The organism is Nonlabens sp. Ci31 (assembly GCF_012974865.1).
GTDB lineage: Bacteria > Bacteroidota > Bacteroidia > Flavobacteriales > Flavobacteriaceae > Nonlabens.
This window is the reverse complement of record NZ_CP043633.1, coordinates 2,866,686-2,886,314: the sequence shown is the minus strand read 5'-3', so window position 1 is coordinate 2,886,314 and position 19,629 is coordinate 2,866,686. Positions and strand designations below refer to the sequence as shown.

22 protein-coding genes and 1 pseudogene are annotated in these 19,629 nt (G+C 36.3%); 6 read left to right on the top strand and 17 right to left on the bottom strand.

Going from position 1 to position 19,629, the window contains the following annotated elements; translation table 11 throughout:
• Nucleotides 1–220 precede the first annotated feature (220 nt).
• Entirely contained in the window at nucleotides 221–1,591 is a 1,371-nt protein-coding gene (gene hisS / locus F0365_RS12690; protein ID WP_169934032.1) for a histidine--tRNA ligase, read from the bottom strand.
• Between the two features lie 123 nt (nucleotides 1,592–1,714).
• Between hisS and F0365_RS12685 the strand changes: the two genes are divergently transcribed.
• Together F0365_RS12685 and F0365_RS12680 are read left to right on the top strand one after the other, a co-directional pair.
• On the top strand, nucleotides 1,715–2,956 hold the full coding sequence (locus tag F0365_RS12685) for an ABC transporter permease (RefSeq protein WP_169934031.1): 1,242 nt from the start codon (nucleotides 1,715–1,717) through the stop codon (nucleotides 2,954–2,956).
• A gap of 176 nt (nucleotides 2,957–3,132) precedes the next feature.
• Complete coding sequence (locus F0365_RS12680; protein ID WP_169934030.1) at nucleotides 3,133–3,309, top strand: glycine zipper domain-containing protein; 177 nt, start codon at nucleotides 3,133–3,135, stop codon at nucleotides 3,307–3,309.
• 380 nt (nucleotides 3,310–3,689) lie between these two features.
• Here F0365_RS12680 and F0365_RS12675 read toward each other — a convergent pair whose 3' ends face one another.
• The 7 genes from F0365_RS12675 to aroC form a co-directional block, all read right to left on the bottom strand.
• Nucleotides 3,690–4,292, bottom strand: coding sequence for a PhnA domain-containing protein (locus tag F0365_RS12675; protein WP_169934029.1), 603 nt, complete (start codon nucleotides 4,290–4,292; stop codon nucleotides 3,690–3,692).
• 118 nt (nucleotides 4,293–4,410) lie between these two features.
• The gene (locus F0365_RS12670; RefSeq protein ID WP_240961653.1) at nucleotides 4,411–5,613 is read right to left on the bottom strand and encodes a flavohemoglobin expression-modulating QEGLA motif protein; all 1,203 of its coding nucleotides are present in this window, start codon (nucleotides 5,611–5,613) and stop codon (nucleotides 4,411–4,413) included.
• The gene (locus F0365_RS12665; RefSeq protein WP_169934028.1) at nucleotides 5,570–6,409 is read right to left on the bottom strand and encodes an N-formylglutamate amidohydrolase; all 840 of its coding nucleotides are present in this window, start codon (nucleotides 6,407–6,409) and stop codon (nucleotides 5,570–5,572) included. The genes F0365_RS12670 and F0365_RS12665 overlap by 44 nt, the downstream gene beginning before the upstream one ends.
• A complete protein-coding gene (gene gshB / locus F0365_RS12660) occupies nucleotides 6,402–7,433 on the bottom strand; it encodes a glutathione synthase (RefSeq protein ID WP_169934027.1) in 1,032 nt (343 codons plus the stop codon). The genes F0365_RS12665 and gshB overlap by 8 nt, the downstream gene beginning before the upstream one ends.
• 202 nt (nucleotides 7,434–7,635) lie before the next feature.
• A complete protein-coding gene (locus F0365_RS12655) occupies nucleotides 7,636–8,967 on the bottom strand; it encodes a dicarboxylate/amino acid:cation symporter (RefSeq protein WP_169934026.1) in 1,332 nt (443 codons plus the stop codon).
• 134 nt (nucleotides 8,968–9,101) lie between these two features.
• On the bottom strand, nucleotides 9,102–9,599 hold the full coding sequence (locus F0365_RS12650) for a hypothetical protein (protein ID WP_169934025.1): 498 nt from the start codon (nucleotides 9,597–9,599) through the stop codon (nucleotides 9,102–9,104).
• Nucleotides 9,589–10,665: a chorismate synthase gene (gene aroC / locus F0365_RS12645; protein ID WP_169934024.1), complete on the bottom strand. Its 1,077-nt coding sequence runs from the start codon at nucleotides 10,663–10,665 to the stop codon at nucleotides 9,589–9,591. The genes F0365_RS12650 and aroC overlap by 11 nt, the downstream gene beginning before the upstream one ends.
• 71 nt (nucleotides 10,666–10,736) lie before the next feature.
• On the opposite strand from aroC, the gene F0365_RS12640 reads away from it, so the two are divergent.
• Both F0365_RS12640 and F0365_RS12635 read left to right on the top strand, forming a co-directional pair.
• Entirely contained in the window at nucleotides 10,737–11,516 is a 780-nt protein-coding gene (locus F0365_RS12640; RefSeq protein WP_169934023.1) for a hypothetical protein, read from the top strand.
• Between the two features lie 98 nt (nucleotides 11,517–11,614).
• On the top strand, nucleotides 11,615–12,406 hold the full coding sequence (locus tag F0365_RS12635) for a chorismate synthase (RefSeq protein WP_169934022.1): 792 nt from the start codon (nucleotides 11,615–11,617) through the stop codon (nucleotides 12,404–12,406).
• Between the two features lie 104 nt (nucleotides 12,407–12,510).
• Here the strand turns inward: F0365_RS12635 and F0365_RS12630 are convergent, their stop codons facing one another.
• Nucleotides 12,511–13,014, bottom strand: coding sequence for a GTP-binding protein (locus tag F0365_RS12630; RefSeq protein ID WP_240961652.1), 504 nt, complete (start codon nucleotides 13,012–13,014; stop codon nucleotides 12,511–12,513).
• 596 nt (nucleotides 13,015–13,610) lie between these two features.
• On the opposite strand from F0365_RS12630, the gene F0365_RS12625 reads away from it, so the two are divergent.
• Together F0365_RS12625 and F0365_RS12620 are read left to right on the top strand one after the other, a co-directional pair.
• Entirely contained in the window at nucleotides 13,611–13,925 is a 315-nt protein-coding gene (locus F0365_RS12625; protein WP_169934021.1) for a hypothetical protein, read from the top strand.
• Between the two features lie 6 nt (nucleotides 13,926–13,931).
• A complete protein-coding gene (locus F0365_RS12620; RefSeq protein WP_169934020.1) occupies nucleotides 13,932–14,819 on the top strand; it encodes a DDE-type integrase/transposase/recombinase in 888 nt (295 codons plus the stop codon).
• A gap of 199 nt (nucleotides 14,820–15,018) precedes the next feature.
• On the opposite strand, the gene F0365_RS12615 is transcribed toward F0365_RS12620, so the two are convergent.
• The 8 genes and pseudogenes from F0365_RS12615 to F0365_RS12585 form a co-directional block, all read right to left on the bottom strand.
• Nucleotides 15,019–15,183: a hypothetical protein gene (locus F0365_RS12615; RefSeq protein ID WP_169934019.1), complete on the bottom strand. Its 165-nt coding sequence runs from the start codon at nucleotides 15,181–15,183 to the stop codon at nucleotides 15,019–15,021.
• Nucleotides 15,184–15,647: 464 nt separating this feature from the next.
• Nucleotides 15,648–16,175 carry an ORF6N domain-containing protein gene (locus F0365_RS12610; RefSeq protein ID WP_169934018.1) on the bottom strand — a complete coding sequence of 176 codons (528 nt, stop codon included), beginning with the start codon at nucleotides 16,173–16,175 and terminating at the stop codon, nucleotides 15,648–15,650.
• 235 nt (nucleotides 16,176–16,410) lie between these two features.
• On the bottom strand, nucleotides 16,411–16,680 hold the full coding sequence (locus F0365_RS12605) for a hypothetical protein (RefSeq protein WP_169934017.1): 270 nt from the start codon (nucleotides 16,678–16,680) through the stop codon (nucleotides 16,411–16,413).
• A 5-nt stretch (nucleotides 16,681–16,685) separates the two neighbouring features.
• Nucleotides 16,686–16,826 (bottom strand): annotated as a pseudogene (locus F0365_RS16565) (transposase); the annotation flags it as partial.
• Between the two features lie 330 nt (nucleotides 16,827–17,156).
• Entirely contained in the window at nucleotides 17,157–17,582 is a 426-nt protein-coding gene (locus F0365_RS12600; protein ID WP_169934016.1) for a hypothetical protein, read from the bottom strand.
• A complete protein-coding gene (locus F0365_RS12595) occupies nucleotides 17,582–17,794 on the bottom strand; it encodes a hypothetical protein (RefSeq protein WP_169934015.1) in 213 nt (70 codons plus the stop codon). The genes F0365_RS12600 and F0365_RS12595 overlap by 1 nt, the downstream gene beginning before the upstream one ends.
• Before the next feature lie 3 nt (nucleotides 17,795–17,797).
• Entirely contained in the window at nucleotides 17,798–18,346 is a 549-nt protein-coding gene (locus F0365_RS12590) for an REP-associated tyrosine transposase (RefSeq protein ID WP_169934014.1), read from the bottom strand.
• 276 nt (nucleotides 18,347–18,622) lie between these two features.
• Nucleotides 18,623–19,150 carry a hypothetical protein gene (locus F0365_RS12585; RefSeq protein WP_169934013.1) on the bottom strand — a complete coding sequence of 176 codons (528 nt, stop codon included), beginning with the start codon at nucleotides 19,148–19,150 and terminating at the stop codon, nucleotides 18,623–18,625.
• Between the last annotated feature and the right edge of the window lie 479 nt (nucleotides 19,151–19,629).

Genomic DNA, 19,629 nt, shown 5'->3' with positions numbered 1-19,629 from the left:
ACTCCAATCCCTAACTACAAAAGCCTTTGAATAATTTCAAAGGCTTTTGTTATTTATAGAGGTCTAATAAATTAGATTAACGAGCTTGCAGTTGTATACTAATTATACAAATGCTTAGGTTTGAAAGTGCCCATATCAAATTGATATGATTGTTGCTTCAACAGCATTAGCGTCCCGTAGGGTATTTATAAAAGGATACCTGATCGATACTCAGGAGCATCTAAGACAGTTTTGAAATAATCTCTTCGGGGGTCAGCAACGATTGCTCGCCACTGGCCATATTCTTTAGGTTCAGTTTTCCTGTCGTAATTTCATCTTCACCGGCAAGAATCACGTAAGGAATAGCATTGCGATCTGCATAACTCATTTGCTTCTTCATTTTTGCAGCATCGGGATAGAGTTCTGTTTTGATTCCGCTTTCGCGAAAGCGAGACAACCACAAAGAACAATACTGCGCTTCTTTCATCCCAAAATTAATAAACAATACCTCTACTCCTGCTCTTACCGAGTCTGGGAAAAGGTCTAATTGTTCCAAAACTAAGTAAATGCGGTCCAGTCCAAAACTGATTCCGACACCACTCACGTCTTTTAATCCAAAGATTCCAGTTAAATCATCATAACGGCCACCACCACCTACACTTCCCATAGCAACTCCTTCTGGAGCAGCGACCTCAAAAATACATCCTGTGTAATAATTCAAACCCCGAGCAAGCGTTATATCAAGATCCAGAACAGCGCTTTTTAAAGGCATTTGGGTAATGGAAGTATTGATAAATTCGAGCTCTTCAATTCCTTTTAATCCTATTTCAGAATTTTTGAGCAATTCTTTCATGCTCGCAATCTTTTCTGCATAAGATCCAGAAAGGGAGAAAACAGGATCCAGAATATCAATGGCTTGTTGATTGATTCCTTTGGATAGCATTTCTTCCTGTACCTTTTCCTTTCCGATTTTATCCAGCTTATCTAATGCAACCGTAAAATCTATAAGCTTATCCTCTGCTCCCATTACCTCAGCAATACCTGCAAGAACTTTACGGTTATTGATTTTTATAGTGCAAGCCTTCAGTTTTAAGTCTGTAAAAACAGTATCGTATAATTGTACGAGTTCTACTTCTTGAAAAAGCGAGTTGCTTCCTACTACGTCTGCATCACATTGGGTAAATTCTCTAAAACGTCCTTTCTGTGGGCGATCTGCTCGCCATACATTTTGCATTTGATACCTCTTAAAAGGAAAGGTAATATCGTTTTGATTTTGAACCACATAACGTGCAAAAGGTACGGTAAGATCGTAACGCAATGCCTTATCAGAAATCTGGGCGGTCAGTTGATTTTCTTTACCTGTTTCCAAAAGTTCTGGATCGGCCTTTTTAAGGTATTCCCCACTATTCAAAATTTTAAATATCAATCGGTCACCTTCTTCACCGTATTTACCCATCAATGTATCAGAATTCTCAAAACTAGGAGTTTCAATAGGCATAAAGCCGTACAGCTCAAAATGACGCTGGATCTTGTTCATGATATACTGCCTGCGCTGTACTTCTAGCGGACTAAAATCTCTGGTACCTTTAGGAATGGATGGTTTCTGTGCCATAATTTTTATTAAGGATGCAAATATAAACAGTTATGCGACGTCTGTTCCTAAAGTAATTTTAATAAAAAGATAATTTACCTGAAGAACTTGTAACTTTCTATCGATTTTCAAGTCTTACTTTCCATGATAGGATTACTACGCCAAAATATCAATATCGCACAACAAAGCATTAAAGGCCAATTGCTGCGTACCATACTGACCATTATTATCATTGCCATAGGAATCACCGCTCTTGTAGGGATTTTAAGTGCTGTAAATGCACTTTCTTCCACTTTAAATAATGGTTTCTCAGGAATAGGAACCAATACCTTTTATGTGCAGCAATACTCGCGTAGTTTTCAAAGTCGTGGTGGCAATAAAAGAACCAAGGTGAATCCTATTATCAATTACCGACAAGTAAGAGAATTTAAAGATAAATATAAGACCGCATTAACTCAAGTAGGCATTTCTTTTCAAGCCACTAGTAGTGCCGAAGTAAAAAGTGAAGACAGAAAGACCAAACCAGAAGTCATCGTTGCTGGTGTCAATGAATACTATGCAGAGAATGCTGGTATCAAACTCGGTGAAGGTCGTATGTTTTCCTCTTTAGATATTTCAAATAATTCTAAAGTCTGTGTGGTAGGAAGCGACATGCAAGAAGATCTATTCCAAGGCTTTAATCCATTAGGTAAAACCCTTAGTATACGAGGTAATAAATTTACAGTAATTGGTATTCTGGAAGAAAAGGGGTCTACCTTCGGTAATAACGTAGACTTAAGAATCCTTATTCCTATTGAAACAGCACGGGGTATTTATACAGCTCCTAATATCAATTATGATTTAAGCGTCAAGGTATTTGAGCAAAATTTTATAGAAAAGGCAAAAGACGATGCGATTATTTTAATGCGAAATATCCGAGGTCTCAACCCTATTGAAGAAGATAATTTTGGAATCGTACAAAGCGATCAGCTAATGGGGAATTTGAATGATATAACTTCTTCTTTAAATATTGCTGCTATTATCATAAGTCTGATCACCATTTTTGGCTCTTCTATAGCACTGATGAATATCATGTTGGTTTCTGTTACAGAGCGCACGCGTGAAATAGGTGTTAGAAAAGCTCTTGGTGCTAAACGCAGCACGATTTCATGGCAGTTTTTTATTGAGACCTTTTTAATCAGTCAGTACGGCAGCATAGTAGGTATTCTGTTAGGAATGCTTATAGGATATGCGGTTTCTGCTGGGTTTGAAATCCCATTTGAAATCCCGTGGAATGCGATTATTGCTGCAACTATTGTTTCTGTTTTAATAGCCTTTGCTTCTGGTGTTATTCCAGCGGTAAAAGCAGCAAAGCTCGACCCTATTGAAGCCTTGCGTTACGAGTAGTATCCAATTCATTACCGTAAAAGACAAGGATGACTATAGATTTTATGTTATACCGATAACAAGCAGCTAAAAAATGATTTGTGTCGCGTCCACCAAATTTTTATAAAAGAGGAGTGAAATTTACAAGAACCTGTGTCATGCGACTCTATTAAAACAATTGATTTGTCTAAAAATAATTGAAAAAAGGAAATAAATTAGCTCTAGGAATTTCATTAGGAGTGGTATTTGGATCGGCCATTGGTCTGGCCATCGGAAATTTAGCCTTAGGGACAGGTGTTGGAATTGCAATAGGAGCTGCCATAGGAAGTTATTTAAAGCAAAAGCAAAGCAACGAGAATGGCGGTAAGTCTTGAATTAATGGAAAGCGAGAGCAGCAAAATTAGATCCTATCGAGACATGGTGCTCTAAAGAGCGTCATCGGTGTTTCATTTCAATAAAAGCAGGTGCAGTTGCCTCAGGGGATTATAAATAAAACACACTTCTTAGCTCCATGATATAGAGTCATTCCATACATTTTATCGCATAACAAATAAACTTCGACAGTGTTTTTAAGGTAGAAAACAAAAAACTCCCCTCAGATCAAAGCTTGTATTAAATTCCTATTGATAAAACGTCTTCAAAGGTTTGTATTTAATAAAGCATAAGGACCTTGATCTTGCCATGATGTCCATAAAGAAATCAGTTCATAACTAAAGTATTGACGGCCGTTTAAAACCTAATGATACCTTACAGATTACTCTTCCTTAGAAGTTTTCTTTACAAACTCGGTCAATAAAACTACTTGAGTAGGTCCTACCCTACCTTCTATTTGATTTGCATTATCATGAACTAAAGAAATATTACGAACGGCTGTACCTCGTTTTGCAATAAGACTAGACCCTTTCACATCGAGATCCTTAATAATTACAATGCTATCACCTCTATGAAGAATGTTACCATTCACATCTTTATGAATGATTTTAGGACCGCGTTGGATTCCATCCTCAGCCCATTGTTTTGTATCTGCCTCCATATACATCATGTCGATAAGATCTACTGGCCAGCCTTCAGCTCGCAATTGATCGAGCATTCTGTATACCACCACTTGCACTGCTGGGACGGTACTCCACATAGAATCATTAAGCGCACGCCAGTGGTTAGGATCTACTTCTGTTTCTCCTTCCAATTGCATTCTACAGGTCTCACAAGCAAAAATAGTCGTGTCCTTGACGTTTTTAGGAGAGTCTGGAACTTCATATACATCTAAGCTGACCTTAATTTCTAAGGTATCTTTTGCAGCGCAAAGCTCACAAGTATCTGCTGATCGTTCTTCTAATTGTTTACGTAAGTCTGACATGGTCTGTTTTTAGGAATTGCAATAGTACATATTCTAGCAGCAGTTTACCTTAAGATATGGCTATTAATTGTTGTTGTTAAGCTTTCGCGAAAGCGGAACAACAGCCACTTCTTCTCTACTATTTCAAATGCCCTAAAATAAAATCAATAGTAGGATTAGTATTCAACTGTTCATCAAAACTTCTGGCTTTGTGTGCCGCTGGTAAGACTAAATTTAAGGACTTCATTTTTTCAATAATAGGATCGTATTCTAAAGAACATTTTCCTAAGAGCATGTTGTCAATACTAGCATTAGATTTATAGAGGTCGTATACCTTTTTAAGCCCAGAAAGGTACAACGCGTCTTTGGTAAAACCGCCGCCGCGATGTATGCGTAATGTGATGTTAAAAGCACGCTCCCGATCGAGTTTGTACTTACCGTGTATCAGGTCAAAGGTATCTGCAAAGGAATAACCTTTTATCAGGGAATCTGTTGCTATGACACGATAAGCCAGTTCTTTTAATCTTGTTAAAGTTAAATTACCACTCATATATTCAGACATCACAGCAAGCCCTTCTTGTGTTTCTACATTATTAGGAAATCCATTGCCGAAAACATATAACGGCTGCTCTATAGCGTTAAAAGTGGTCACCAAATGCACTCCTATTTCGTGATGTGCCAGCACGTTCAATTCATGTTGTGAATACTTGTGACCTTTCTTTAAAATAAGCATTCTATCCTTGTTAGAGACCATAGCTGAAGCACTCATCGCACTGCTTGTTTTGATTTTAAAATCAAAATCGTACAACTCTCGATATTTGATAAAAAAAGCTTCGGCTTCGGCAGTACTAAGTACAGCGTCGTATTTAGGCGCTATAAGTTTTTCTTCTTGAAAATGCAGAATGAATTTAGCATTTTCCACCATCTTCTCTGTAGGTGTTCCAAAAAAGCGCAAGCTGTTGTAATAAAACTTGCTGTTGGGTTCACTGATCGTTTCCATGCATTGTACAAGACCGCTATAGGTGTAAATAACATCTTTATACAAAGATCTGATATCCTCATCTTGTATGCGTTCCAGCCGCTGGCTATAAAACATACGGTGCAACTTATAGGGCTTGAACTTAAGCTTGCGGTATTTGAAATTGGGCTCGTAGGTAAATTTAGATTTAAAAAACTCTTTGCGCTCCTGAGCAATATTCAACGGATTGATATAGGCTAGAAGCTCTAAGTTTTTTACGATTCTATGAACATTTGCATCGATATCAAATACATCTTGATAGGTATTCAAATCTATGTTCTTATATTTTGGGAGTGTGGTATCTATCATAAAAACGGTGGGCATGTGCTTTAATATAATACTTAAGAAGGTCTTGAACAGTTGTTACTACTTCTGGAAAAATTCTTCCCGTAGTTTCATCTGCATATATCTTTGAAATTTCTGTAGCGAGAACAAGTGTGTTTAACGAGTTATTAGTTACATATTTTAAAAAGTAACCATTTCCTTTAAAAACATCATTGATGGTACAATGCACTTTTTGCTCTATAGGCAATTGAACATCGTCTAAGATATCTTGCCATTGCGTGATCTCAGCACGGTACTTCTCTTCATCTACATTAGTAGTTCCTATATTGAAAACGGGTACTTCTCGATCCCATCTTTTCCAATTATAAGAATGCATATCGTAAAAAACACTACTTCCGAAAAGCTCCTCTAATTTAACAATAAGGCTAAGGACTACTTTATAGAAATTATCGTGTTTTCTATGAGCTCTATCTTTTTTCTCTTGGCTTAAGGGTTTCTTCCAAAGTGTTTTTCCCCAGGCAGTGTCATAAATAGCCGTCTCCGGGGCTCTGTTTAAATCGTACTCAAACCTACTGTCATGTGCAATTAAGGTAATAGGCAAACCAGAAATCATCTGACCTGTACCCGGATCTTCTTCATACCAGCGATCGTACTCGGTATGCAAACAGTTGTCCCATAAATCTTTTGAAAAATGATGACCGTCATGAACCGCCGCACAAGCATAAGGCACATAATCTTCAATTTTTATAGAAAACGAATAATCTTCTGCAACTGCATGGAAGCTTTCTTGGTTTTCAATACGAGTTATGATCTCACGAATAGAAAGTTTAATCATCTAGTATGGTGCTTTTTAGCTTGTTCCGCCTTTCCAGTTGTTTGATGCGATCTTCTACTACTTCTTCAAAAAAGTCTATGACTTTTTCTTGTAACTTTACTTTAGATGCTTTGTTGATATAGGTAATGCCTCCTGGAGACATCACGTTTACTTCTACCAGCATTCCATTAATAACATCTATTCCTACAAAGTACAAACCATCTTTGACTAATTTAGGACCTATTTTTTTACAAAGGTTTTTCTCTGCTGCTGTAAGCGCATGCTTCTTAAAGGTGCCACCAGCGCTTATGTTAGAACGATGGTCTTCAGCACCAGGTACACGTTGTACCGCTCCTATGGGTTTTCCATTTAATAATAAAATACGCGCATCGCCTTTTTCTGCTCCTTCTATATAATCTTGAAGAATGACATAATTTGTGGTTCCGTCTTTATTATCTATATAAAAGTCCAATAGCGAGTTGACATTACCCATGGCTGTTTTTTCAATCATGATCACGCCACTACCTCCAAAACCGTTTAAGGGTTTCATGATCATTTTATCCTTAGGACTTTCCTTGATGACAGATTTCAAATATTCCTTATTCTTAGAGACATGAGTCGCTGGAATGATTTCGTTATTAGGATCATCAAAACAGGCGGTGTACAATTTATTATTAGCCTCGCGCAAGCCTTCAATATCATTGACAATAAATACATCATCTTTTACAGAGTCGAGAAAATTTAAAGCAATAGGGTCCAAAGGCGGATTTGCTCTCATCATGATCACGTCAAAACCTGCGAGCGGTAACATTTTTTCTTTAAGTATGGTGTTTTTATAAAAAGACTTTAGCTGTGCAGGCACTTTATCTGTTTTCTTGATCATCTTAGAGAACGCATAAGCAATGCTATTTCTAATAGTAAGATTTGATGGAGTAGCTATGGCGACACGATGTCCTCGTTTGACACATTCGTGAATAAGAGTTAAAGTAGAATCGCTTTCTGGGTTGATTTCTTCCCAAGGATACATGATAAAACAAACGTTCATGTTTTGGTTTTTTAAATTAGTTAATGTGGTAAATTAAGGAGAAAAAAGGATGTATTACGTTAATATTATGTAATATTATCAATGAAAGCAGTGATTTGTATTCGCTTTCGCGAAAGCGGAATGAAAAACAAACAATTCTCATTCCTCATGATACTTAATATGACAATAGGTTTCTATGGGAGCCATGCATCAAGCTGCTTCACTAGGAAGACACCTCATCGAGATGATCGTCCCAGTTCTCTACACGAGGCTTGCCAAATTTACCCAAACTCTTAGCTACCACAGAAGCAACAGTAGCATCTCCAGTTACGTTAACCGTGGTACGAAGCATGTCTAATGGTCTATCTACAGCAAAAATCAGTGCAAGAGCAAGAGGAAGTTGATCATCTGGGAAATTAACTGACTTTAATACGATCACTAACATAACCATACCAGCACCTGGAACTGCAGCAGATCCAATGGAAGCTACTAGAGCGGTAAGTATTATGGTTATTTGATTACTAAATTCTAAACCTTCAGGCCATAGTACTTGCATAATGAATACTGCTGCAACGGCTTGGTATAAACTGGTTCCATCCATATTAATGGTCGCTCCTACTGGAAGTACAAAACTAGAAACATCCTTCTCTACACCCATGTGTTCTTCCACTCGTTCCATAGTTACCGGCAAGGTAGCTGCGCTGGAACTTGTTGAAAATGCGAGTAATTGAGCAGGAGCAATTTGTTGCAAAAACCACAAAGGTGATTTTTTTACGTATACAGCAAAAATCAAACAGTAAAAACCTATCATTAAACCCAATCCTAAAACGACCACTCCAGCATATTTGAGCAATGCAAGTAGGATCTCAGGATCTTCGGCAGTTACAACAACTGTAGCAAGCAATGCAAAAACGGCAAATGGCGCGCTCAACATGATCAGATCGACCATTTTGAGTACCACATCATTCAGACTATCAAAAAAGTCTTTTAAAGGTTTGGCTCTCTTTTCTCCTACTAGTAACATAGATATCCCTAAAAACAAAGCAAAGAAAATAACTTGAAGCATCAAGGAATTATTACTCATAGCAGAAAGTGCATTATCAGGAACCATATCTACTAAAAACTGCAATGGACCTTGATCTTCTTGCATTGATGCTGTCTCTTGAGTTTTTGCGATTTTTTCATTGGTGCTATACGCTGCACTTATTCGTTCCTTGGTCTCTTCTGGTAATCCTACACCTGGCTTTATTAAATTGACCAGACCTAAGCCTATTACGATAGCCACGACCGTCGTACAAATATAAATAATGATGGTGCGCACACCCATTTTCTTAAACCTAGCTATGTCCTTTAGGTCAGAGATTCCCTTGATCAAGGATGCTAGAATTAAAGGGATGGCAATAAGTTTTAATAGGTTTACAAAGATGGTACCTACCGGCTCTACCCAATCTCCAACAAAATTTTTTCCCCAATCAAATTGCATCATTGCAAATCCAAAAAGGATTCCTGCAACCATTCCTATTAATATCTGCCAGTGTAGTGCTAATTTCTTCATGTAATCCTGTCTTCTTTTAATCTAATTTTCGTAATATAGGTAATCTTTTTGTGGTGTTTCTGCTTTCTATTTTCTAAAATAAAATAGAAATTTATGCGCAAGTTAATTCAAAAATCAAATCATAACGCCAACCATTATTGTAACAGCTTGACAATCTGTTTTCTAAGTAAAATCACTGATAAACCTACTCCAAAATATATAAGGTCATAGGTAAGGTCATAAGATGTCATTCCAGAGAAAATGTCTGTGCTTTGATGGGATACCTCTTTTTGAAATTTCTTAAAAAACCAATGTATAAAATCTGGTAGGACGTTGATTATATTTATCATTCCAAGAGTAAATAGAATCACTTCAAATACTTTTCCTGTATTTATCGTACCAAAGTTGACTTGCTGATTATCAAATCCTTTATCTAATTTTAATTGGGTAATGAGCTTGTCAACAAATATGAAAAACACCAAGTAAATTGCTATGATCACTAATAATACGGCTGCACCGAAAACGAAAAGACTACTAGCATCTCCGCTATCCATCAACGGACCTATCAACCCAAATAAACTAATGAATGAGTAAAACAAACATATAACCCCTATACTTTTAAAAACAAGCCTAAATAAATCTTTAACCGTCATAGGATAACTTTGAATTACGCGCTCTTAGAAAGTGGTCGGCTAGTACGAGTGCTGCCATCGCTTCTACGATCACCACTGCTCGAGGTACCACACAGGGGTCGTGCCTTCCTTTTCCTTGCATTTCTACGAGTTCGCCTTTAGAATTTATGGTTTCTTGAGATTGCATGATGGTCGCTACAGGTTTAAAGGCCACTCTAAAATAAACATCCATACCGTTAGAAATACCGCCTTGAATACCACCACTTAAATTCGTTTTGGTAGTTCCATCTGCATTGTATTGATCGTTATGCTCGCTTCCTTTGAGTTGGGTACCAGCAAAACCACTACCGTATTCAAAACCTTTTACCGCATTGATAGAAAGCATGGCTTTTCCAAGATCTGCATGCAGTTTATCAAATACAGGTTCTCCTAGACCAGCTGGTAGGCCTTGAATCACACAGGATATAGTTCCTCCTATGGTATCACCTTCTTTTCTGGTTTGAAGGATTTTTTCTTCCATCGCTTTCGCGAAAGCGATATCAGGACAGCGCACCGCATTGTTTTCAATCTCTGAGAAATCGAGTTCTTGGTAAGGTTTATCTATAAAAAGATCTCCTACACTACTGGTGTAAGCTGTTATTTTGATCTGAGAAAGCAATTGTTTTGCGATAGCTCCTGCCACTACCCTACTTACAGTTTCACGAGCACTGCTGCGCCCACCCCCGCGGTAATCCCGATGACCATATTTATCATCATACACCTTATCGGCATGACTAGGTCGGTAGGTTTCTTTTATATGAGAATAATCTTTAGATTTTTGATTCTCATTTACAATTTGAAACCCTAAAGGTGTTCCTGTAGTTTTTCCTTCAAAAATTCCAGAATAGATAGTGACGGTATCACTTTCCTTTCGCTGGGTAACAATCTTGCTTTGACCGGGTTTGCGTCGGTCTAAATCCAGTTGGATTGCCTCTAAGTCTATATCTATTCCTGCCGGACACCCGTCGATAACGCCACCTAGCGCGATTCCATGAGATTCTCCATATGTTGTAACGGTAAATTGCTTACCAAAGGTATTTCCTGCCATAAAGGCAAATATACTATATGAATAGCATTAGCTTTGTGTACATTATAAATTATCACCATAAAATCTTCTAGATGAAAAATCTATACTACCTCTTTATAATTACGGTGTTACTGGTGAGCAGTTGTCAACCTAAGTCGAATGTTGTAACAAAAACAAATGGTTCAGAAAGAACCACTTATGAAAAAGCTAAGCACTACCTATCTGAATCAGAGTACCATAAAGGCTTAGATGCGATCAACTTAGCGATTCAAGAAAAGGATCAAAAACATTTAGAAGAACTATATTATTTAAAAGGGTTTATACATCACGCTTACGGAGAAACTACAGATGCTAGAGCTGCTTATCAATACGTCATTGATCAAAATAAAGCCTATTCTTTATATAAAAACAAAGCCGAACAATTATTAGCTCTTAACCTCGCTGAAGAAGAGTTTCAGGAAGAAATACGATTAAAACAAGCTGAAATATTTAAAAACAAGGATAACAAACAACTGAATGACGATAGCTATTTAGTAGTTGAAAAACAGCCTAGATTTCCAAACTGCCCAGAGACGACACAAATAGAAATTCAAAAATGTAGCAGTCAAATGGTTCAAGAACATATCATAAGGACCTATGATGTAGGCCTGGGAAACACCTTTGGTGTTTATGAAAAAGTAAGCACTTATGTTTACTATACGATTGATACCGAAGGTAATGTGGCAAGTATAACGGCTAGAGGAATGAATACCTTCTTATCTCTAGAAGCAAAAAGAGTGATCTTTAGCCTCCCTCAAATGATACCAGGTGAATCGAGAGGTGAAAAGGTAACTGTTCCTTTCTCGGTTCCTGTGACCTATAATCCTATATAGTAAATGATGTAAATCAATCATTTACATTAATATAAAATGTACAATAGTCAACAGACTTCTATATAATTCTAATATATTTACTCATTAAGAAAATAATTATGTTCAAAAAAACAATACTTGCACTTTGTCTTATTTCATTAGTTTCTTGTGATCCTAATGATGATAATGGCGGTTCTAGTGGAACTAATACAGACTTTAGTTACTTTCCCCTTGCCGTCGCAAACAATTGGGATTATGATATAGTAACAGGAACAGATACTTCTTCAGAAAGCCTTAGCGTAGCTTCTGTAACTGGAAATGAGTATACGCTAACAGCAAACCCCACAACACCTGTTGGATTCATGACACGTATTTTAAGCGGCGGTGCATTGCAAGCAGTATCGGGAAAATTGATAGGGAATGGAACTATTGATTTTGGACTTCAAGGATTGAACAACTTTACTGTCACTATTACTAACGGTACTCTTTACGATCAAAATGCCAGTGCAGGTACAGAACTGTACAGCACTACTGGATCAACAGCACAAACCGTTCAGAATTTTGACTTAGATATTAATTATGAGGTCACCACAATACAACAAGCTGCTGTAGCCCAAATGACTGTAGAAGGAATGAGTTATACAGAGGTGATACACTCACAACTCATCATCAACGCTTCTATTACCACCGATTTAAGCATTGCTGGATTTACCCAGCAAGTACCCCTATTACAGTCACAAGATGTTGTCGTCATTGATAACTATTGGGCAAAAGATATAGGACTCATCAAGTCTGAAAATCAATTGGACTATATGTTGGAAGATTTTTCTTCTTTAGGAGTAGCGCTACCAGTGCCTCAGAGTGCACAAATTTTAACGGTGCAAAGTCTTACGGGTTATACGGTCAACTAGCATCAATCAAAGAAATCAACTGTAAAGTTTCATCATCGCTATGGAACTTTTTTGCGTTTGACACTTTTTTTAATGCCCTTAGTCATGTTGCCAAAGCACCACTATTAAACTCCCTCGGTCTCTAATACCCGATCCAAGAACTGTTGTAATTCTTTCATTTGATCTTCTCCCTTTTTCCTGCCCATCCTTCCAGAGATGTAAAGAACTACCCAAATAAGCAGCATTAAAATCATGAATATTAAAGGAAAGTTTATAGAATCTTTTAAGGTAAATCGGGTATACAACCAGATCGAGGAAGCGATGAAAAGTCCTGCAACAAGAAAATGCAAAAACATAAACATAGTCCATACAGTAGGTTTAGGACCATATAAACCTTTAAGCAGTAAGCGATCATCTGTTTCCTCCTGTACCTCTAGGTGTAATTCTGGAGACCAAAAATGAGATCTGTTTTTAGGAATACGTATAAAGACATGAGCATCTGCCTTACTTACCACATATTGCTTGTCGGAATGGAGCGCATCAAACAAACCCATAAACACTTCTCGTGTCATAGAAAGGCTTTTTTGAAACCTAGGCCTTAATACAATTTCTTGATCCATCTGCATCATGAGTATAAATGTAAAAAGTTTTGCGGAACTCTAGGTACAGAAGGTTTAAAAATACATTTTATAAAATATCAATAAGGTTTTAGACTGCAGTCACAAATCTCAAAACCACCTATATAAAAAGAAGGTAGATTGCAAATAAACAGCTATTAATAAGTTTATAAAGGGTTCCTTTAAAGCAGCATTTTGAAAATAGTATAAACAAAAAAACGCTCAAGAGAGCTTGGCGTTTTTCCTTATGATACTATTTATTCGTGACCTCGAGAGGACAGAGTTCAAACTTTTTGAAAGATGATATTAGCCTAATTATCTCAAAATCAATTGTTATTAAGAGGGTTCAATTCTAAATGATATTACTCTTTTTAAACTATTCAACCACTATTTTAAAAAACACATTTAAAGTCATTAGGATTGTTTGACCTTTTAAATAAAGTTTTATAGTTTGATTGATATGAAACGCAACTACAATCCACTAATCAGAATTTTACATACCGGACATCTAAATATCTATGAAACTATAATTGTAAATATGTAGATTCTCAAAAGCAGCAGTTGCAAATGACCCTTTTTATTATAGCCACTTTCTATATTTTCACTCCATGAATCACAATAGAAAATCCTACGACACAGCTATAAAACATATCACAAGAAACGGACTGTTAAATCATATATTATCCAATGAACAAATAGCAGCTATTCCATGTTTTAATATTTCTAGATGGAAACAAGAATCTAATGATAAATATCAATTCTGTGAAGTTAATAAAATCATTAAGGAAGAAATAGAATTGATCAAGCCGATCAACCAATCTTTTAAAATAAAAAAGATCAATGAATGCTATTTTAAACTAGCCGATACTTTTTATAAAGTGATTTCTCAAGTCAAAGGAATGAAGTCTATCATCAAAGAATAAAAAGAAATGGTTGTAAATACCATCGAGAAAGTTAGAGAACACATCCCTATCAATCAAGCATTAAAAGTATTCAACATTTCCAGAAGCACTTTTGAAAATTATAAATCTATTGTGATTCATAAGTGTGAACCTTCTTATTTTAATTGGTGTGTGCGTAGGTTTTCCCATCAACTTCTATCTACTGAGGTACGGACCATCAAAAAGTATAGGAGTGATGTCAATTATAAATTTTGGTCTAAGTCTTCTGTTTATCTAAAAGCAGTTCGAGATGGTGAGTTAACATGTGGTATGACCACTTTTTATAAATATTGTAGGTTACTTGGTTTTAAGAATCGTCCTAGAAAAAGAAAATCAGATGATTATCAGCCTTTAAAAACATCAACACCTAATGAAGTTTGGTGCGCTGATGTTACCATCTTTAAAACACCTGATAATAAGAAACATTACATTCATTTTCTTATGGATCACTACTCTAAAATGATACTCGGTTATAGAGTCGAGAATAACAGCTCTGCTATCGCAATAAAATCTATGATTCAAAATGCTACTGAAAAATACAAACCACAGCAATTACAATTTCTTACCGATGGTGGAATTGAAAATGTAAACAAAATAGTCGCTAGCTTTAAAGATAGGTACGAGCTTAATATGGACCATAATATCCCTCAAAAAGACGTAGTGTTTTCTAACTCTATGATTGAAGCAATGAACAAAACAATCAAACATGAATTTCTCTTTCATAAAGAAATAAATACTAGAGAACAACTTAATAGGTGTCTTGATCAAACTGTTATGACCTATAACACAATAAAACCTCAAATGAGTTTAGGCGGTAATACACCAATTGAAACATTTGAAAGGACCCCTATTTATTTACACCAATATACCAATTGACTTGAACAAAAAAAAGCAATTAGAATACAAGAAAATAGAAAAAATGCCTGTACACTATGTCATTAAATAAATAACTCCTTATAAACTACAAAAGGAAAGCCTATCTAGCTTTCCCTTTTGTAAATTCAAATACTATTTAAGTAATCATTTTTCTAACTATCTATAAATGAATTACGTCCCTTATAAGTGACGGTCTATTTTAAAAGAGCCTCGTTGGTAGCAGGGCAGTCATGTTGCCGTTAAGATCGCCATAAATGTATTTATCACTGGTGATGTGTTTGTCCTTAAAGCCACCGTAATATTCCCATTCAGACATGCCGCCACCGGTGATGTTTCTAGGAGAGGCGTCTGCCGTGTCGCGCACGTCTACCAGGCAATTGCTCTTAGCCGCATATTCATAATTTCGGCTCATCAACTTTTTTTAGTAAAAATAGATAAAAATCAGTTTACTTTTCTTTGAGGGCACGAGCAAGATGCTCGCGCTAGCCGTTCCGGCTAATTACGCTCGCACCAGCAGGGGGATTTTATCGCGTAAAAAAAGGAAAACCATTGCTAGCTTTCCTCTTTTATTATTTACTCTTCTTGTGTAGATCACGAGCGTGACGCTCGCGCCAGCTGGGGTTCCTTAAAAAGTGTCGTTTGCGAACATAACTTCTATTATGTAAAGATAGCTTGGGGCTTTTGAATGGTGTGAGCGCAATGGCAGCAGCTCTTTACTTTTTTATGGTTTCCTATTTTCTGATAGTTAGAGATTTCTATAAAAAAGTAATGTGCTGCGTGAGCGTTGGCAGCCAGCCAAAACATGTGCGGCTGGCGTGCGTTGGCTTTTTACTCGTTATCTGCTTTATAACCTATTTGTGTACGTGGAGCTTCTTCTCGTTTTACCAACTGTTTTATGAGATCAAAAACCTGTGAAATTTGCATATCGTGTTTACTGGTATTTCTTTCTAACTTTTCCATTCGTAATAATAAATCATTGCTGGTAAGTAACATTTCTTTTATTCTTGTATAAACTCTCATGATCTTGATGTTTACAGCAATGGCTCTTTCACTATTTAAAACGCTCGAAAGCATTAAAACTCCATGTTCAGTAAATACAAAAGGTTCGCTACGTCGTCCACCCCAACTTGAGGTCGCATTTTGCGACTTCAAGTCTGTCCATTCTTCTTTAGTAAGTTGAAACATAAAATCATCTGGAAAACGATCACTATTTCTTTTTACTTGCTCATTTAAACGTTTTGTTTCTACTTGATAAAGCTCCGCAAGACTGCTGTCCAACATCACTTTTTTATCTCTAACTAAAAATATTTTATTAGCGATTATTTCTTCTGGTATGGAGATTTCTTTTTCACTCATGCTGCAAAGATATTATTATTGTGATTATTTGATACTGACTTTTAGGATAATGGATGAAACTCGTTTACGGCATCTTGCGGACTTTCAAGATGGTTCTGTTTGTATTTTTATGTGGAACTGATAAACTTATGGCCCGCTAGATATTGGACTTTTCTGATGTTGTGCTGTTTTAACCAATTCACGATTACAGACGCTCGCAGATGATTCACGTTTCCTGCTTTGCTATTGATCTTTTTTAGTCTTTTATAATGCTCTTTCCGATCAGGTCATTAAAGTAGTTTTGTGGTATTAAAAGTTGTTCGTTTTGTAGGTTGTTATTCCTGGCTATTTCTAGTCTGATTCCTTTATTGTTATCCTGAGTCATGTTGCCGTTTGCATCAGCATAACTATAGTTAGTTTCTAAGTATATTTCTTTAAAACCTCCGTTTCTATTGGAGAACCCTTTATTTAAGGCACTTTTCCCAACCTTGGAACCCCAGCTGGTGCGAGCGTCTCGCTCGTACACACTACCTAATTTATATCAATTTCCAAAATGGTATGGTCATCATTACCATAATTTCTTGCACTGCTAAATTTCCAATCTATTGGGTTGGTCACAAAGCCTGATACAACAGGATTGTCGTGTATGTATTTTAGTTTCTGCTCATCAACTCTTTTTAGTAAAAATAGATAAAATCAGTTTACTTTTCTTTGAGGGCACGAGCAAGATGCTCGCGCTAGACGTTCCGGCTAATTACGCTCGCACCAGCAGGGGCCTCGTTGGTAGCAAGGCTGTGAGCCTATCACATAAAAAGGGGAAACTATTTCTAGACGTCCCTTTTTCCTATTATCATTCTTAACTCTTACCTGTAGATCACGAGCGTGACGCTCGCGCCAGCTGGGGTACGCATAAAAAAAGGAAAACCATTGATAGCTTTTCTTTTTTTATTCTTGAACTCTTGTTGTGTAGATCACGAGCGAGACGCTCGTGCCAGCAGGGTATTAACTTTTTAAATTATAGCAGGTAATTTCTAAAGTAGAAAAATCTTCAACTGTCGTAAAAACATTAAACTGATTTATCAAATATAGCTTTTCACTGTGTATAATATAAGGCTGCGGTATTCCTTGATCGATATAATATGATAATCCAGTTTTTTCATCAATTAATTTGACATAAGAAACCCAAGAGCCAACACTTGTTTTAACGACTTCTAATTTGTAATAACATTTTTGATCTAGACATGCTAAGTCAATATAACCACCTTTATCTTTTTCAAATTCTTGTGGACTCAAGAAAAATTCTTTTACTATTTGTGGCAACTTATCAAATTTGAGCTTTTGACTTTCTAAATCTGATATCTTATAATCGTAACCACTATTACAACTACAAAAAATCAAAGTGAGTAAGAGTAAAAATATTTTTTTCATTATTCGTCTGGTGTATTATTAGTCCAATCATCAACTCGATTGTGAGAGTTATGAAAGTCTCCTTCGATTGGCTTGTAAGGGATACCTCTCCACTTCTTCCAACCTACTATTAATGCTTGAGGATTACTTACTTTTATATTTACAGCATTTTTATATGTTCTAGCTGCTGTTCCAAATTCCCCAGCTGGCGCGAGCGTCTCGCTCGTAAACACTATCTAATTTATATCAATTTCCAAAATGGTATGGTCATCATTACCATAATTTCTTGCACTGCTAAATTTCCAATCTATTGGGTTGGTCACAAAGCCTGATACAACAGGATTGTTGTGTATGTATTTTAGTTTCTGCTCAAATACGTTTAATGACCAAATCTCTATTGGTTTATTATCCTGCTGCCAAAACTGTTTATTGGTAACATTGCTATTTTTTTTGCCAGCACGTTCAAACATCCAGAGCATCCATTCTTTTCGGCTTTCTTGTGGATTATCATCAATGATTTTAACTATTTTCTTTGAAGTAAACCCTTTAAAATCTCTTATTAATCCTGATGGATCGTTTAATGCTGACCGAAAAATTAAATGAACGTGGCTTGGCATGATACAATAACCATAAAGCTCCATGCCTTTATTTTTTCTGCAAAAATCTAACGATGCTATAATACACCAAAAGTAAGTGTCTCTAGTAAATACATCTATCCAGTTCACAGTAGCAAAGCTTATAAAGTACGCACCAGATTTATCTGCAAATTTATACTTTCGGCACATTAACTCTTTTTAATAAAAATAGATAAAAATCAGTTTACTTTTCTTTGAGGGCAAGAGCAAGATGCTCGCGCTAGACGTTCCGGCTAATTACGCTCGCACCAGCTGGGGCTTTGGTAGAGAGGTTACTAAGGTGGTTAAATCTGTTATTTGACCCTGAGATTATTGGATAGAAAAAGGAAAGCTATCTCTAACTCCCTTATTTAAATTGTTATTCTCGCCTCTTACCGTGTAGATCACGAGCGAGACGCTCGCACCAGCAGGGGAACTTTGCTATTATTACTTTATTTTTTTGCCCAAATGTATGTAGTGTTGCTTACCATTTCTATTTATTTTTTTATAGTAAGTTAATGGAATTGGTTTACTAATGTCAATCATATAGTCTTTGCATTTTTGTAAACTATATTCTTTGAACCATGCGCAAGAGTCAAGATGTTGATTCATCCTATCGACAAGACCATAGAAATCTTGTGGCTTTTTCTTTGTTCCCTTGTCCTGCCAATAATAGATCCTATCATTTTTTAAAATATAGTCAACATCATAAATAGAGTCAGGTACTACTACGACTGACTTTTTCCATTGATAAAATGTAAATAAAGTTCCATCATTTAAAATTTTATCATTGGAAAATATTTCTATTAATTTTAAAGTGTCATTTGGTGTTTTATTTAACACTCTTTCTTCGAAATCTTTAATTAAAGATTTATAGACATCTGGTTTACCGCTATTAAACTCAACTAGGTTCGTCTTGCACGATATTAAAAAACAGAAAAGTAGTAAGCAGTATATTATTTTAGAATTTTTCAATTTTTAGGTATTATTTCCCCAGCAGGTGCGAGCGTCTCGCTCGTACACACTATCTAATTTATATCAATTTCCAATCTATTGGGTTGGTCACAAAGCCTTATACAACAGGATTGTCGTGTATGTATTTTAGTTTCGGCTCATCAACTCTTTTCAGTAAAAATAGATAAAAATCAGTTTACTTTTCTTTGAGGGCACGAGCAAGATGCTCGCGCTAGCCGTGGAACGGTTTTTAGCTTGATTTTAGTGCATAAAAAAAGGAAAGTGGTTTTTGACTTTCCTTTTATTGATTACATCGTTTTTACTCATAACGGTACTCGTTAAAAACGAGCACTAGCGACTTTGTAGACCGGGACCAGCAGGGGCTTGTAGGTAGCAGAGTTCCGTTTGTACGAACATAACTTCTATTATGTAACATAGCTTGGGGTGGTTTTTATGGCAGATTTTTTGTTTTTGAGCGTTGGCGCAGCTCTTTACTTTTT